This window comes from Klebsiella sp. GL120222-02, assembly GCF_003097195.1.
GTDB lineage: Bacteria > Pseudomonadota > Gammaproteobacteria > Enterobacterales > Enterobacteriaceae > Klebsiella > Klebsiella variicola.
On the sequence record NZ_QEQO01000008.1, the window covers coordinates 244,127 to 259,312 of the forward strand.

Here is a 15,186-nt window from a genome sequence, read left to right on the forward strand (position 1 = left end):
ACTCATGCTCAGTAATGATATTCTTCGTAGCCTGCGCTACACCCTGAAAGCCAATAATAACGATATGGTGCGCATTCTTGCGCTTGCCGATATGGAATCCACCGCCGCCAGCTTCGATACCTGGATGACGAAAGAGGATGAAGAGGGTTTTGTCCGCTGCCCGGATATTATCCTGTCGGGTTTCCTCAACGGCCTTATCTATGACAAGCGCGGCAAAGATGATTCGGCGCCGGAGCTGGCGCTGGAGCGTCGGGTGAATAACAACACGGTGCTGAAAAAGCTGCGGATCGCCTTCTCGCTGAAAACGGACGATATCCAGGCGATCATGAGCGAGCAGAAATACCGGGTGTCGGTGCCGGAAATCACCGCCATGATGCGCGCCCCGGAACATAAAAACTACCGCGAGTGCGGGGATCAGTTTATGCGCAACTTCCTGCGCGGGTTGACCCACCGGGTGCATCACCCGAAGGCGTGATGTTTAGCCGGGTGGCGGCTTCGCCTTACCCGGCCGACAAAACCCGTAGGCCCGTGCAAACGTAGCGCCGCCGGGCAAAAAAAAGCCGGAGATAATCTCCGGCTTTTTTGTTATTTCACCTGCTGACCCGGCTTCGCGCCGTCGTCAGGGCTTAACAGGAAGATATCCTTCCCGCCAGGGCCGGCGGCCATCACCATGCCCTCGGAGATGCCGAAGCGCATTTTGCGCGGCGCCAGGTTGGCGACCATCACCGTCAGGCGGCCAATCAGCGGCTGCGGATCCGGGTAAGCGGAGCGGATGCCGGAGAAGACGTTACGTTTTTCGCCGCCGAGATCCAGCGTCAGGCGCAGCAGCTTGTCGGAGCCCTCGACGAATTCCGCGTTTTCAATCAGCGCCACGCGCAGATCGACTTTGGCGAAATCGTCAAAGGTGATGGTCTCCTGAATCGGATCGTCCGCCAGCGGACCGGTGACCGGGGCCGCGGTGGCTTTCACCTCTTCTTTAGACGCTTCCACCAGGGCTTCCACCTGTTTCATCTCGATGCGGTTATACAGCGCTTTAAACGGATTGACCTTATGCGCCAGCAGCGGCTGCTGAATGGCATCCCAGCTCAGTTCGCTGTTGAGGAATGCCTCCGCACGCGCCGCCAGCTGCGGCAGCACCGGCTTCAGCCAGGTCATCAGCACGCGGAACATGTTCAGGCCCATGGTGCAGATGGCCTGTAGGTCGGCGTCGCGGCCTTCCTGTTTCGCCACCACCCACGGCGCCTGCTCGTCGACGTAGCGGTTAGCCACGTCGGCGAGGGCCATGATTTCGCGAATTGCCTTACCAAACTCGCGGCTGTCCCATGCTTCGCCGATACTTTCCGCCGCGTCGGTGAAGGTTTTATACAGCGCCGGGTCGGCCAGCTCAGCGGCCAGCACGCCGTCGAAACGCTTGCTGATAAAGCCGGCGTTGCGCGAGGCGAGGTTAACCACCTTGTTGACGATGTCGGCGTTCACGCGCTGCACGAAATCTTCCAGGTTCAGGTCGATGTCATCGATGCGCGAGGAGAGCTTGGCGGTGTAGTAGTAGCGCAGGCTGTCAGCGTCGAAATGATTTAACCAGGTGCTGGCCTTGATAAAGGTCCCGCGCGACTTGGACATCTTCGCGCCGTTAACCGTTACGTAGCCGTGCACGAACAGGTTGGTCGGCTTACGGAAGTTGCTGCCTTCCAGCATCGCCGGCCAGAACAGGCTGTGGAAGTAGACAATGTCCTTGCCGATAAAGTGATACAGCTCGGCCGTGGAGTCTTTCTTCCAGTATTCGTCGAAGCTGGTGGTGTCGCCGCGCTTGTCGCACAGGTTCTTGAAGGAGCCCATGTAGCCGATCGGCGCGTCCAGCCAGACGTAGAAATATTTGCCCGGCGCGTTGGGAATTTCGAAGCCGAAGTACGGCGCATCGCGGGAGATGTCCCACTGCTGCAGGCCGGATTCGAACCACTCCTGCATTTTGTTCGCTACCTGCTCCTGCAGCGCGCCGCTGCGGGTCCACGCCTGCAGCATTTCGCTGAACGACGGCAGGTCGAAGAAGAAGTGCTCGGAGTCACGCATTACCGGCGTAGCGCCGGAGACCACCGATTTCGGGTCGATAAGTTCGGTGGGGCTGTAGGTCGCGCCGCACACTTCGCAGTTATCGCCATACTGGTCCGGAGATTTGCACTTCGGACAGGTGCCTTTCACAAAACGGTCCGGCAGGAACATGCCTTTTTCCGGATCGTAGAGCTGAGAGATGGTGCGGTTTTTAATAAAACCGTTCTCTTTCAGACGGGTGTAGATAAGCTCCGACAGCTCGCGGTTCTCGTCGCTGTGCGTCGAGTGATAGTTATCATAGCTGATGTCGAAGCCGGCAAAATCGGTCTGATGCTCCTGACTCATCTCGCCAATCATCTGCTCCGGTGTGATACCGAGCTGCTGCGCTTTGAGCATGATCGGCGTGCCGTGGGCGTCGTCGGCGCAGATGAAGTTGACCTCGTGGCCGCGCATTCGCTGGTAACGGACCCAGACATCAGCCTGGATGTGCTCCAGCATGTGGCCGAGGTGGATGGAGCCGTTGGCGTACGGCAGGGCGCACGTTACCAGAATTTTCTTCGCGACTTGAGTCATAGTGAGCATTACATCTTCTGTTGTAAAAAGGGCTTCCGATATTACCAAAAGGGCTGTGGGTGCGCCATAAATGGCTGCCCATATATGGATAATCGTTAGCTGTGATAAACTCTGTGATTACTGAAAGCATCTCAAAACAACAAAGGAGTCGGGATGAATTCGCAATCCCAGGCCAAATCCCCTGAGCGCCTACGTGCGATGGTCGCCGGGACGCTGGCCAATTTCCAGCACCCAACCCTGAAGCATAATCTCACCGCCCTCAAGGCGCTGCACCATGTCGCCTGGCTGGACGATACCGTTCATATTGAGCTGCAGATGCCGTTCGTCTGGAGCAGCGCCTTCGAAGTGCTGAAAGAGCAGTGCAGCGCCGAGCTGCTGCGCATCACTGGCGCGAAGGCCATCGACTGGAAGCTGACCCACAGCATCGCGACCCTCAAGCGCGTGAAAAACCAGCCCGGGGTCAACGGCGTGAAGAACATTATCGCCATCAGCTCCGGCAAAGGCGGCGTCGGTAAATCTTCTACTGCCGTAAACCTGGCGCTGGCCCTGGCGGCGGAAGGGGCGAAGGTGGGCATTCTTGATGCCGATATCTACGGTCCGTCGATTCCGACCATGCTGGGCGCCGAAGACAGTCGCCCGACCTCACCGGACGGCACCCATATGGCGCCGATCATCAAGTATGGCCTGGCCACCAACTCTATCGGCTACCTGGTGACCGACGACAACGCCATGGTCTGGCGTGGTCCGATGGCCAGCAAGGCGCTGATGCAGATGCTGCAGGAGACCCTGTGGCCGGATCTTGATTACCTGGTGCTGGATATGCCGCCGGGCACCGGCGACATCCAGCTGACCCTGGCGCAGAACATTCCGGTGACCGGTGCGGTGGTGGTCACCACGCCGCAGGACATCGCGCTGATCGACGCCAAAAAAGGCATCGTGATGTTCGAGAAAGTGGAAGTGCCGGTGCTGGGGATCGTGGAAAACATGAGCATGCATATCTGCAGCAACTGCGGGCACCACGAGCCTATCTTCGGCACCGGCGGCGCGCAAAAACTGGCCGAGAAATACCACACCCAGCTGCTGGGTCAGCTGCCGCTGCATATTACGCTGCGGGAAGATCTGGATAACGGCACGCCGACGGTGGTGGCGCGTCCGGACAGCGAATTTACCGACATCTACCGCCAGCTGGCGGGCCGGGTGGCGGCCCAGATGTACTGGCAGGGAGAAGTGATCCCGGGTGAGATTGCCTTCCGCGCCGTTTAAGGCCGCGGCGAGCGCATCAGCCAGTATCTGCCCTCGGGCGACGCGCCCTGTGCTTCGATGGTCCAGCCATGACGCTGGTAGAAGCGCAGGGCGTTTTTATTTTCCATCAGGCATTTCAGCGTTCCGCTGGCGGTAAAGCTCCGTTCGACCTGCGCCAGCAGCGCGCTGCCGATATGTTTGCCCTGCCAGTCGGGGTCGACAAACAGATGGTGAAGGAAATTATCGGCGGTCCATACGGCGGCAAAGCCCACCGGCTGGCCGTCGCATTCCGCGACCCACAGTTGTTCATCCGCGGTGGCGGCATCGAAATCCTCCAGCCGCCACGCCGCGGCGGGAAGCCAGGTCCACGATAAACTGCGCGCCCGCAGGAAGATCTGGCGCAGCGCCGGAGAGTCCGCTGGCTCGCCGGGGCGGACGTGGAGGTTGCGCGGATCAGCGATGATAGAAGATCTCGCCATCGTACACTTTGAGGATTTTGCCTTCGGTATCAGTGATCAGCACGTAGTTACCGCCCATGTAGGTCCAGTGGCTGCCGGCGTCCGGTGCAGGCAGGTTACGCTGCTGCCACTGTTTGATGTTGTATTCCGGGGTGAGGTACATCGCCGGAACGGTGTCGCCGATGTGAAACTGGGTGAAATCGGCAGTGAACTCTTTCAGCGCATACTGATCGATCCCCGCGGCAGTAGCCGTCCAGCTGGCGCCAGCGGTGGCAAGAAGTACGCCCAGAAGCATCATTTTTGTTTTACGCATAATTTCCTCAATATTACCTGGACTCAAATTAGCAGCCTCGTATCATTCCTGATGCGTTGCTGAAATGGCAAGCACTGGATTTTTAAAAAGTGTAAGCAAAACACGGCACAAGTCTTGTGCCGCTTGCGTTGCAGCGACGGTGATGCGTATTTTGGGAGCAATCTGAAGCAGGGGAGAATCGGCATGTTCAGGCTGGAAGATCTGACCTTATTTGTCCGCGCCGCGGCACTGGGCAGTTTTAGCGACGCGGCGCGCGAGACCGGACAGCAGCCGGCGCAGGTCAGCGCGGCGATTAAGCGTCTGGAGACGATCCTCAATATTCGCCTGTTTGCCCGTTCGACCCGCAGCCTGCGCCTGACGCCGGAGGGGGAGACCTGGCTGCCCTACGCCACCCAGATGCTCGATACCCTTGAAGCCGGTCTGCAGAAGATCCAGACCCCGGACGATGAAGTTCGCGGCATGTTGCAGATTGCCGTGCCGTCGGACCTCGGGCGTAACCTGCTCCTGACCCTGTTCCGTGATTTCCGCCAACGCCACCCGGCGCTGCGTTTGCGGTTGCTCTTTTCCGACCAGCTGACCGACGTGTTTAAAGATCCGGTGGACGTCGCGTTTCGCTATGGCAATAACGACGATGCCTCGTTTATCTCGCTGCCGGTGGCGCCGGAAAATCGTCGGGTGCTGGTGGCCTCGCCTGAGTGGATCGCCCGCCACGGCGAGCCGCAGACCCTCGAGGAGCTCAGCCAGCACAATGCGTTGATCTACATTTTGCGCGGCCGTCCGTTCGACCGCTGGTCGCTGAGCCTCGACGGCGTGGTTCAGCAGCAGAAGGTCTCCGGCACGGTGATGAGCGACGACGCCGAGGTGATCCGTCGGCTGGCGGTGGCCGGGGAGGGCATTGCCTATAAATCGATGCTCGACGTCAGCGACGATCTGCGGGCGGGGCGCCTGCGGCGCCTGCTGCCGCGTTATCAGGGGGATGTGGTGCCGTTGAATCTGATTTGCCCGCACCGCAAACAGCTCTCTGCCGCGGTGCGTTTGTTATATGAAGAGGTGAAATCACATTGTGAAGGGCTTAATGCCTGACTAAGGTCGCGAAGTAATACACCAGCGGGACAGCCAGCACCCACAGGCCAATCGGGATTTCCCGCCACTTGCCGGCGATAGCCTTGATCACAATGTAAAACAGCAGCCCGCCGGCAATCCCGGTGCCGAAGCTGTTGGCGATAAGGGTGATCATCACCATCATCAGCACCGGCAGCCCGTCGGTGAAGTTGCCAAGATCCACTTTGCGCAGGCCGCTGAACATGTTGAGGCCAATCAGGATCAGCGCCGGGGCGGTGGCTTCTTTCGGGATCATCAACGCCACCGGCGTGAACAGCAGCATCAGCAGGAACATTACCGCCGCCGACAGGGCGGTGAGGCCGGTTTTGCCGCCGGCTTCCGCTGCCGCCGAAGACTCAATCAGCGCCGTCGCCGCCGGGATGCCCACCCATGGGCCGAGCGCGGCGGCAATCGAATCGACCATAAACGGGCGATTAATCTGCGGCATGTTGCCTTCTTCATCCAGCAGCCCCGCCTCGCCGCCCACCGCCAGCGTCGTCCCCATGGTGGAGAAAAACTCAGAAGCGAAAAAGACGAACAGGAACGGCAGGAAGGCGATGTTTAACGCCCCCAGCAGGTCAACCTGCCCCAGCACCGGGGTTAGCGAATGGGGAACGTCGATAAAACTTGTCGGCAAATGGGTGACGCCGAAGGGGATGCCCACCAGCGTGGCGCACAGAATGGCCCACAAAATCGCGCCCGGAACCTTACGCGCCTGCAGGGCTATCGCCAGGAACAGGCCGCACAGCGCCACCAGCGCGCCGGGGGCGAGAAAGTCGCCGAGCATCAGCGCGTTGGTTTTCGCATTGGCCAGCACCAGCCCGGCATTGCGAAAGCCGAGGACGGCGACAAACAGGCCGATGGAAGCGGTGAGCCCCAGCTTGATCGACTGCGGTACCGAGCGGGTGACCACTTCGCGCAGGCCAAAGCGGGTCAGCAGGAAGAAGAGGATCCCCGACCAGCAGGCAATCCCGAGGCCAGTCTGCCAGCCAATCCCTTCGCTACCGGCCAGCGTCACTCCCACCAGCACCGAGCCGCCAATCCCCGGGCCAACGATAAACGGCAGGTTGGCATAAAACGCCATCAGCAGAGAGCCGACGACGAAGACCAGAATGGTGCCGGTGGTGGCGGCGCCTTTGTCCATCCCGCCGATCGCCAGCAGCCCCGGGATGACCACCAGTAAATAGGCGGCGGCGAGAAAGCCGGTGATCCCGGCCAGGCATTCAGTGCGTAGCGTACCGCCGCGCGAGCGCAGCGCAAAGCGGCGCTCCAGCCAGTTAGCGCGGGCGGATGAGTGAAGTGTGTTATCGGCCATGCTCAGGCTCCCTGAGGATTATTGTTGTGATCGGTTGGCTCCGGGGTCTCCCGGCAGGCTATCAACGGGTCGACTATCTGACGGCTGCCGCCGTCGGTCAGACCCAAATCGGTTAAATGCGGCCCGGCGTTACAGGCAAGGCAGGTTCCTTCAATGGCCTTGAACACCCGGTACGGTGGCTCCCAGTCGGCGACTTGGCTGCTCAGATCGCGCAGCTCGCGGAACTGACGCGCCAGCTCGGCGGCCGGGAGATCCGACAGCATGCCGGCAATCGGCATTGCCACATGGGCAAGGATCTCGCCCTGTTGCGCCAGCGCCATCCCGCCGCCGGAGGCGATAAGCTGGTTGGCCGCCAGCGCCATATCATCAGCGTCGCGCCCGAGCACCACCAGATTGTGCGAGTCGTGGGAGTAGCTGGTGGCGATGGCGCCGCGCAGCTCACCCCAGCCTTCGAGCAGGGCGATTTGCGGTGTCGCCTCGTGGCGGCCGTGGCGGTGTTTAACCCAGATCAGACTGAAGCCGGCGGGCAGCTGGACTTTCCCGTCACGAACCTGCACTTCCACTTCGCCCCACTGGGTGAAGCGCGCGCCGCGGATATGACGCAGGCGGGCGACGCCGTGACGAATGCCCTGGACGCGCAGAACAAAGTCATCGGCGCGGAGGGGGGCGATCGGCAAAGTATCGCGCGGCGGCGTCACGCCCGGCGCGGGGGCGATCGGCTTCAGCAGGCGGCCAGCATGGGCCAGCCGTTCCCCCCCAACGTAGACTTCACGGGCCACCAGTTTCTCCAGGGAATCAAACACCACCAAATCCGCGCGCCGCCCGGCGGCAATCAGCCCGAGATCGTGGCGCTGCAGGCGAATAGCGGCGTTGAGGGTGGCGAATCGCAGCGCATCGACCGCCGGTAAACCGTGCTCGATCAGCAGGTTAAGCAGGGCGATAATCCCGCCTTTCTCCAGCAGCATATCCGGCGGCACGTCATCGGTGCAGACGGTGATTTGCGAGGAGAGGTGCGGCAGCGTTTTTAACGCCGCGACGATATCCGGCAGCAGATAGGGGTGCGAGCCGCGGATCTCGATCGTCAGACCGGCGCGCAGTTTTTCCAGCGCGTCGTCCGCCGAGGTCAGTTCATGATCGGAGGTGACGCCGGCGGCGAGGTAGGCCTGCAGGTCAGCGCCGCTCAGGCCGCGGGCGTGGCCTTCAATCAGTTTGCCGCTGTTGAGACCGGCCTGGACAATCTCCTGCATCCGCTCGCTACCGTGCAGCACGCCGTGCATATCCATCACTTCCGCCACACCGCGCACTTCCGGCCAGCCGAGCATGGTCTCCATCTCCGCGCCGGCGAAATCGGCGCCGGACATTTCGAGACCTGGCGTGGAGGGGACGCTGGACGGCGCGGCGACCATCACCTGCAGCGGCAGATGGCGGCTGGCGTCAACCGCGTAGCGCACGCCCTCGACGCCGAGGACGTTGGCCAGCTCATGCGGATCCCAGAACACCGCGGTGGTGCCCTGGGTGAGGACGATTTCCGCGTAGCGCTCCGGCGGCAGGTGCGAGCTTTCGAGGTGTACGTGGGTGTCCATCAGGCCGGGGGACAGGTAGCCACCGGCCAGGGAACGTACTTCATGGGCGTCGGCGCGGCTGCCGCGCGGGTGGACGCTGGCGATCATTTCGCCGACGATACCGACGTCAGCGGGGCGAATTTCGCCCGTGGCCATATCGACGATCTGCGCCTCGACCAGCAGCAGATCAAACGGGAATTCGCCGCGCGCGGCCTGCACGGCGCGACGACGGACTTGAGCATTGCTGGACATAACCACTCCGGCACAAGGATAATGCGGATACTCTATGGGCACAGCAAACGTTTGCCCAGATGAATAAATTTATCACCCGATAAGCTCGGGTTATTGTGCAGGACCACCGTAGCGAACCCGATAATGAACGAACCCTGGCAGCGTCTGCCCGCGCTCTCTCTTAAACAGCTTCAGTATTTCGTCACTCTGGCCCAGCTGCGCCATTTTACCGATACCGCCAGTCGGCTGGCGATTAGCCAGCCGGCGCTGAGCAGCGCGCTGCGGCAGATTGAAACGGTGCTCGGCGGCAAGCTGGTCAACCGTACCGCTTCGGCGGTCACCCTGACTGAACTGGGGGCGGCGATTTTACCCCACGCCCAGCGGATCCTCAGCGTGGCGCAGGCGGCCTTTTTCGATATGCAGCAGATCGTCGAGGCGGGCGGCGACGGGACTGTGCGCATCGGTCTGGTGCCGTCGGTCAGTTCGCTGCTGTTCCCATTGCTGCCGCAGACCCTGGCCCAGGCCTTTCCGCGTCTGCGCATTGAATTTCACGATCAGACCAACGATGCGCTTATCCAGGCGCTGCTGCGCGGCGAGATTGATTTCGGTATCGGGGCGATCGACAGCTCAGTGCCTGCTGAACTGCTGGTCTATCCGCTGCGCGAAGATCCCTTTGTGGCGGTGCTGCACCGCGACGATCCGCTGGCCGCGCAGGCGCACTTGCCGTGGAAGCAGCTGGTGGGGCGGGATATTGCCGTCTTCTCGAAGGGCAATATTCAACGGCTGGTGGCGGCATTAGTGGAGAGCCATCGCCTGACGCTGACCACCCGCTACCAGGTGGACTATATCGAAACCCTGTATGGCCTGGTGCGCTCGCGCTTAGCGGTGGCCATTCTGCCGGCGCTGTACACCACCCATCTGCAGGACCCGGCGCTCCAGGTCGCCCAGTTGCAGCAGCCGGCGCTGACCCGTACGGTGGCCCTGATGCGCGGCCCGCAGGCGCTGCCGCCGCTTATCGAAGCCTGTTTTTCCCTGCTGCAGGGAGAATTGCGTCGCGCTGATGCCTGATCCGCACATTGATTATCGTGGCGGGGGGATCAAAAAATCCCCCGCGGCCTGACCGGCGACGGGGGATGTCCGCGTTAAACGCTTATGGTGTGACGATATTGAACCAGAAGGCGAATGTGTCCATGTAGCTCAGCATCTCGTCGAGCTTAGCGCCATTACCGCTAATCTTGACCTTGCCCTGAGCTTCAGCCTGCTTCAGCGTTTCCTGCTTGAGGATAATCTTATTCAGGGTGTCGCGGCTGAGCGAGATGCTGGCGTCGGCATTGTCCGCCACCGCGTTGGCGGTATGGTTAAGCACGCCGTTTTCCAGCTCCAGTTTGTACTTGCCGCCGTCTTTACCCAGGTCGATATTAAAGACCGCTTTAGCCGCCCCGGCTTTTTCGCCGTTGATATGCACCCCGAGGTAATCGAAGAACATTTCTGGCGTCATCGCCCGCACGGTATCCGGGCTGGCGGTGTTCGGCGTCGGCAGTTTCTGCACGCCGTTACGTAGCTCCTGAGCGCCGGTGAGGTAGAAGTTGCGCCAGGTCCCGGCTTCCGCCTGATATCCGAGCTGCTCCAGGGCGTCGGCTTCCAGATCACGCGCCTGCTGATTGTCAGGATCGGCGAAGACGATTTTGCTGGTCACCTGGGCCACCCAGCGGTAGTTCCCCTGCTGGTAGTCGGCTTTGGCTTTCTGCATGATGGCATCGGCGCCGCCCATATATTCCACGAACTTCTTCGCCGCCTGTTCTGGCGGCAGCTCGTCGAGGGTGGCCGGGTTGCCATCAAACCAGCCGAGATAGAAGACGTAGGTCGCTTTCACATCGTGGCTAACGGAACCGTAGTAGCCGCGGCTGGACCACTGTTTCTCCAGCGAATCCGGCAGCTTGAAGTTGGCGGCGATCTCATCGCGGGTCATGCCTAAGTTCGCCATACGCAGGGTCTGGTCGTTGATATAGCGATACATATCGCGCTGACCTTTCATCAGCTTCACGATATTGTCGTTCCCCCAGGTCGGCCAGTGGTGCTGAGCGATAATCACTTCCGCCTCGTTGCCCCAGCGGTCGATGGCGGCGTTGATGTATTTCGACCACGCCAGCGGATCGCGGATTTTGGCGCCGCGCAGAGAGTAAGTGTTGTGCAGGGTATGGGTCACATCCTCTGCCGCCTCGATCATTTTCTTCTCTTTGACATACCACAGCATTTCCGACGGCGCTTCCGAGCCCGGCGCCATCATAAAGTCATAGGTCAGACCGTCGATCACTTCCTGCTGACCGGTATGGGTAATGTAGTGGGTCGGCGGGATCAGCGTAACGGTACCCGCCGAGGTGGTGGTGCCGAGACCGGCGCCGACCTGTCCCTTAGCGTCCGGCTTCAGCAGGTTGCCGTACATGTAGCTGGCGCGGCGGCTCATCGCAGTACCGGCCATGATGTTCTCGGAAACCGCTTCCTCCATAAAGCCGGCAGGGGCGTAAATCTTCACTTTACCGGCTTTCACGTCAGCTTCATCGACTACGCCACGGATACCGCCGTAGTGGTCCACATGGCTGTGGGTAAACAGCACCGCCACCACCGGTTTTTTCGGCCGGTGGGCAAAATAGAGCGCCAGAGCCTCTTTGGCCGGTTCGGCGCTCAGCAAGGGGTCGATGACCGTAATCCCGGTTTTGCCTTCGATAATGGTCATATTGGAAAGATCGAGATTACGGATCTGGTAAACGCCGTCGGTAACTTTGAACAAGCCGCCGATATTGAGCAATTGTGACTGTCGCCACAGGCTGGGATTGACGGTGTCCGGCGCCTTTTCGCCTTCTTTGACGAAATCATATTTGGCGGGATCCCAGATAATATTTCCCTGTGCGCCTTTGAGCATCGCTGGCGGCAGGGGGGCGATAAAACCCTGATGGGCGTTATTAAAGTCGGTTTTATCCGCGAACGGCAGTTTGCGGTATAGCGCCTGATTCGCCTCACGCGTGGCCGGTGTGGCATCCTGTTGTAGCGCGGCGGCGAAGGTGGTTATCGACAAAGACGATAACATTCCGGCCAGCGCCAGATTTTTGGCTATCTGATTTAATTTCATGACTACCTCTCAGGTAATTTATTCCGCGGAAATAAAGAAATATTTTCCGTTTTTAAAAATGGATGGCTTGCGGTTTATTCTAAAGACAAATATTGTGCTGAATAGTCCCATATGGGACTGACAGGGAGTCGCTTAAGGATCCGCTCGTCTTCGCCGGACGAGGGCTGCTATACTGTTGCTAACGGCGCAGGTGAGGGCAGAGGATGAATTTCCAGGAAATACATAGTTATTATAAAACGTTAGCCATAGCCGACTTTTTTGCCGATATCGTTACGGAAGGTGAAGAGATTATTCTCGCCGCTAATAAAAAATGGCGTCCGGAGTCGGGTTATATTTATTTTTGTACCGAGGGTTCGTTATCAATATTAATGCCGGATGATGGCTTGAGTATCGGTAATTCCATTGAGTATATGCCGATTGGCCTGATGGAGCGGTATTGCCCGCTGGCGAAATTTGAATATACAGGCAGTGGCCCGATGACGCTGCGAAAAATCACTTACGCGGTCTTCGATCGTCTGTTTATTGAAAATCATCCGCAGCGCGTTGAGGCGCTGGCGAAAGTGCTGGTGTTCATGAGTATCTTTACCATCGACCTGCACAATGAACGCCGTCAGGTGACCAGCTATCAGACGATTCGCCCGATGCTATATCGCTATCTTTATCGACAACACACCCATGAGGGTGAAAATGAGGGACTGGCGTTATTTATCATCAGGCGTACCAATCTTTCGCGCACCCATGTGTTTCGCGTGCTGGCGGACTTAAAGGCGGGGGGATACATCACCATGAAACGGGGCAAGCTTATCTCTATCGATCGCCCGCTGCCCGCGGACTATTGAACGACGCTGAGAAGGGTAACAAGGCGGGATCGCCGCCTTGTTACTCAGGATAGCCGTCAGCAGATCATTACGGCGTCACGATGTTAAACCAGAAGTCAAACTTGTCCATATAGCCCAGCATTTCATCGAGTTTAGCCCCGTTACCGCTGATTTTAACTTCCCCTTTCTCTTCCGCCTGCTTCAGGGTCTCTTCTTTAAGAATGATTTTATTCAGGGTGGCGCGATCCAGCGTCAGGGTGGCATCCGCCTCTTTCGCTTCCGCATTCGCGGTGTGGTTCAGCACGCCGTTTTCCAGTTCCAGTTTATATTTACCGCCGTCATTGCCCAGATCGATATTGAACACCGACTTCGCGTTACCCGCTTTTTCGCCATTGATATGGACCGCCAGATAATCAAAGAACATTTCCGGGGTCATGGCGCGGACGGTGTCCGGGCTGGCGGTGTTCGGGGTCGGGCCTTTCACCACGCCGTTACGCAGCTCCTGGGCGCCGGTGAGGTAGAAGTTACGCCACGGGCCGGATTCCGCCTGATAGCCTAACTGCTCCAGGGCATCGGCTTCCAGATTACGCGCCTGCTGGTTGTTGGGGTCGGCGAAGACAATTTTGCTGACCACCTGGGCGACCCAGCGGTAGTTACCCTGGTCGTAATCTTCTTTCGCTTTCTTCAGGATCGCATCCGCACCGCCCATATAATCGACGAACTTCTTCGCCGCTTCTTCCGGCGGCAGTTCGTCGAGGGTGGCCGGGTTGCCATCGAACCAGCCGAGATACAGCACGTAGGTGGCTTTCACATCGTGGCTGACCGAGCCGTAGTAGCCGCGGTTAGCCCAGGTGTTGGCCAGACTGTCCGGTAGCTTAAAGTTAGCGGCGATTTCATCGCGGGTCAGGCCTTCGTTAGCCATCCGCAGGGTCTGGTCGTTGATGTAACGATACAGATCACGCTGGCTCTTCAGCAGGTTAACCACGTTTTCGTTGCCCCAGGTCGGCCAGTGGTGCTGAGCCATAATGATCTCAGCCTTATCGCCCCAGCGAACGATCGCCTGGTTGATATATTTCGACCACGGCAGCGGTTCACGGATCTTCGCCCCGCGCAGCGAGTAGGTGTTATGCAGGGTATGGGTGACGTCTTCTGCGGATTCGATCAGTTTCTTCTCTTCGATATACCACAGCATTTCTGACGGCGCTTCGGAGCCCGGCGCCAGCATAAAGTCGTAGGTCAGGCCGTCGATCACCTCTTTCTGGCCGTCCTTGTCAATAATATTGGTTGGCGCAATCAGGGTGACGGTACCCGCAGAGGTGGTGGTGCCCAGCCCGGCGCCCACCTGGCCTTTGGCATCTGGCTTCAGCAGGTTGCCGTACATATAACTGGCGCGGCGACTCATGACGTTCCCGGCCATGATGTTTTCCGCCACGGCAGCTTCCATAAAGCCGGCCGGCGCGTAGATTTTCACTTTGCCGGACTTCACATCCGCTTCATCAACCACACCGCGCACGCCGCCGTAGTGGTCAACGTGGCTGTGGGTGTAGATCACCGCGACGACCGGTTTGTTACCGCGGTTTTTGTAATACAGGTCCATGCCCACTTTGGCGGTTTCTGCCGAGACCAGCGGGTCAACGACGGTGATCCCCTCTTTACCCTCAATAATTGTCATATTGGAGAGATCGAGGTTGCGGATTTGGTAGACCCCGTCGGTCACTTCAAACAGGCCGCTGATGTTAATCAGCTGCGACTGGCGCCACAAACTCGGGTTCACCGTCTCCGGCGCTTTTTCCCCTTCTTTAATGAAGGCATACTGGCCCGGATCCCAGATGACATTGCCTTGTTCGCCTTTAATGACTTCCGGCGGCAGGGCGGCAATAAAGCCTTTATGCGCATTGGTGAAATCGGTGTTATCGGAGAAGGGGAGTTGATTGTAGAGGGCATCGTTCGCTTTTTTGGTCGCTTCGGTCGCCTCTTTGGCTGACGTGTCCGCCGAGGCGGCGAAAGCGAGACTATTTAACAAACCCGCTAACGCTAACCCTTTTACTATCGGGGTCAATTTCATTGGAATCCTCATTAATGGCATGGTTTATTCGGTTTTACCGATTTAACGCAGGTGGTTGTTTGTTACAGGTTTTTTAAATATAACCATGCATTAACATTCATCCAGTTTTGCTTACAAAAAATGCGTGTTTTACTCCTTTTGTAGTACTTACATATACGGGAAAAGAAATCATGCCGGCTTGTGTTACACCGCCACATTTCGTACCCTGCTGACTGAAAATGTTGTACCGCTTTTATGACTCGGGGTGCCCTTCTTCGTTGAAGGCTGAGAAATACCCGTACCACCTGATCTGGATAATGCCAGCGTAGGGAAGTCAGAGACCGCAGGGTCATTGC

The 15,186-nt window shown here is 58.8% G+C and carries 12 protein-coding genes and 1 riboswitch; of the genes, 5 read left to right on the top strand and 7 right to left on the bottom strand.

The genetic code is table 11. The features are described from left to right. Positions 1–4 precede the first annotated feature (4 nt). Positions 5–475 carry a DUF1456 family protein gene (locus N438_RS22245; protein WP_008804053.1) on the top strand — a complete coding sequence of 157 codons (471 nt, stop codon included), beginning with the start codon at positions 5–7 and terminating at the stop codon, positions 473–475. 110 nt (positions 476–585) lie between these two features. Here N438_RS22245 and metG read toward each other — a convergent pair whose 3' ends face one another. Next, positions 586–2,619 (bottom strand): methionine--tRNA ligase, encoded by a 2,034-nt coding sequence (gene metG / locus N438_RS22250; RefSeq protein ID WP_002912753.1) that lies wholly within the window; start codon positions 2,617–2,619, stop codon positions 586–588. A gap of 153 nt (positions 2,620–2,772) precedes the next feature. On the opposite strand from metG, the gene apbC reads away from it, so the two are divergent. Further along, positions 2,773–3,882: an iron-sulfur cluster carrier protein ApbC gene (apbC, locus tag N438_RS22255; RefSeq protein ID WP_008804054.1), complete on the top strand. Its 1,110-nt coding sequence runs from the start codon at positions 2,773–2,775 to the stop codon at positions 3,880–3,882. On the opposite strand, the gene N438_RS22260 is transcribed toward apbC, so the two are convergent. Continuing rightward, complete coding sequence (locus N438_RS22260) at positions 3,879–4,340, bottom strand: GNAT family N-acetyltransferase (RefSeq protein WP_008804055.1); 462 nt, start codon at positions 4,338–4,340, stop codon at positions 3,879–3,881. The two genes, apbC and N438_RS22260, sit on opposite strands and share 4 nt — an antisense overlap. Further along, positions 4,315–4,632 (bottom strand): RcnB family protein, encoded by a 318-nt coding sequence (locus N438_RS22265; protein ID WP_002912749.1) that lies wholly within the window; start codon positions 4,630–4,632, stop codon positions 4,315–4,317. The genes N438_RS22260 and N438_RS22265 overlap by 26 nt, the downstream gene beginning before the upstream one ends. A 183-nt stretch (positions 4,633–4,815) precedes the next feature. Here N438_RS22265 and N438_RS22270 point away from each other — a divergent pair, with 183 nt between their 5' ends. Beyond that, a complete protein-coding gene (locus N438_RS22270; protein ID WP_110197702.1) occupies positions 4,816–5,715 on the top strand; it encodes a LysR family transcriptional regulator in 900 nt (299 codons plus the stop codon). On the opposite strand, the gene N438_RS22275 is transcribed toward N438_RS22270, so the two are convergent. Together N438_RS22275 and N438_RS22280 are read right to left on the bottom strand one after the other, a co-directional pair. Beyond that, complete coding sequence (locus N438_RS22275; RefSeq protein ID WP_004180600.1) at positions 5,705–7,048, bottom strand: NCS2 family permease; 1,344 nt, start codon at positions 7,046–7,048, stop codon at positions 5,705–5,707. The two genes, N438_RS22270 and N438_RS22275, sit on opposite strands and share 11 nt — an antisense overlap. Positions 7,049–7,050: 2 nt before the next feature. Next, positions 7,051–8,862, bottom strand: a complete 1,812-nt coding sequence (locus N438_RS22280) for an adenine deaminase C-terminal domain-containing protein (RefSeq protein ID WP_116696514.1) — start codon at positions 8,860–8,862, stop codon at positions 7,051–7,053. A 120-nt stretch (positions 8,863–8,982) separates the two neighbouring features. On the opposite strand from N438_RS22280, the gene N438_RS22285 reads away from it, so the two are divergent. Then, the gene (locus N438_RS22285) at positions 8,983–9,909 is read left to right on the top strand and encodes a LysR family transcriptional regulator (protein WP_117407221.1); all 927 of its coding nucleotides are present in this window, start codon (positions 8,983–8,985) and stop codon (positions 9,907–9,909) included. An 82-nt stretch (positions 9,910–9,991) separates the two neighbouring features. On the opposite strand, the gene N438_RS22290 is transcribed toward N438_RS22285, so the two are convergent. Continuing rightward, positions 9,992–11,968: an alkyl sulfatase dimerization domain-containing protein gene (locus N438_RS22290; protein WP_064176418.1), complete on the bottom strand. Its 1,977-nt coding sequence runs from the start codon at positions 11,966–11,968 to the stop codon at positions 9,992–9,994. Between the two features lie 203 nt (positions 11,969–12,171). Between N438_RS22290 and N438_RS22295 the strand changes: the two genes are divergently transcribed. After that, positions 12,172–12,807, top strand: a complete 636-nt coding sequence (locus N438_RS22295) for a helix-turn-helix domain-containing protein (protein ID WP_116696515.1) — start codon at positions 12,172–12,174, stop codon at positions 12,805–12,807. A gap of 67 nt (positions 12,808–12,874) precedes the next feature. Here N438_RS22295 and N438_RS22300 read toward each other — a convergent pair whose 3' ends face one another. Beyond that, the gene (locus N438_RS22300) at positions 12,875–14,851 is read right to left on the bottom strand and encodes an alkyl sulfatase dimerization domain-containing protein (RefSeq protein WP_064176416.1); all 1,977 of its coding nucleotides are present in this window, start codon (positions 14,849–14,851) and stop codon (positions 12,875–12,877) included. A gap of 230 nt (positions 14,852–15,081) precedes the next feature. Then, positions 15,082–15,179, top strand: a riboswitch (TPP riboswitch). Positions 15,180–15,186 lie beyond the last annotated feature (7 nt).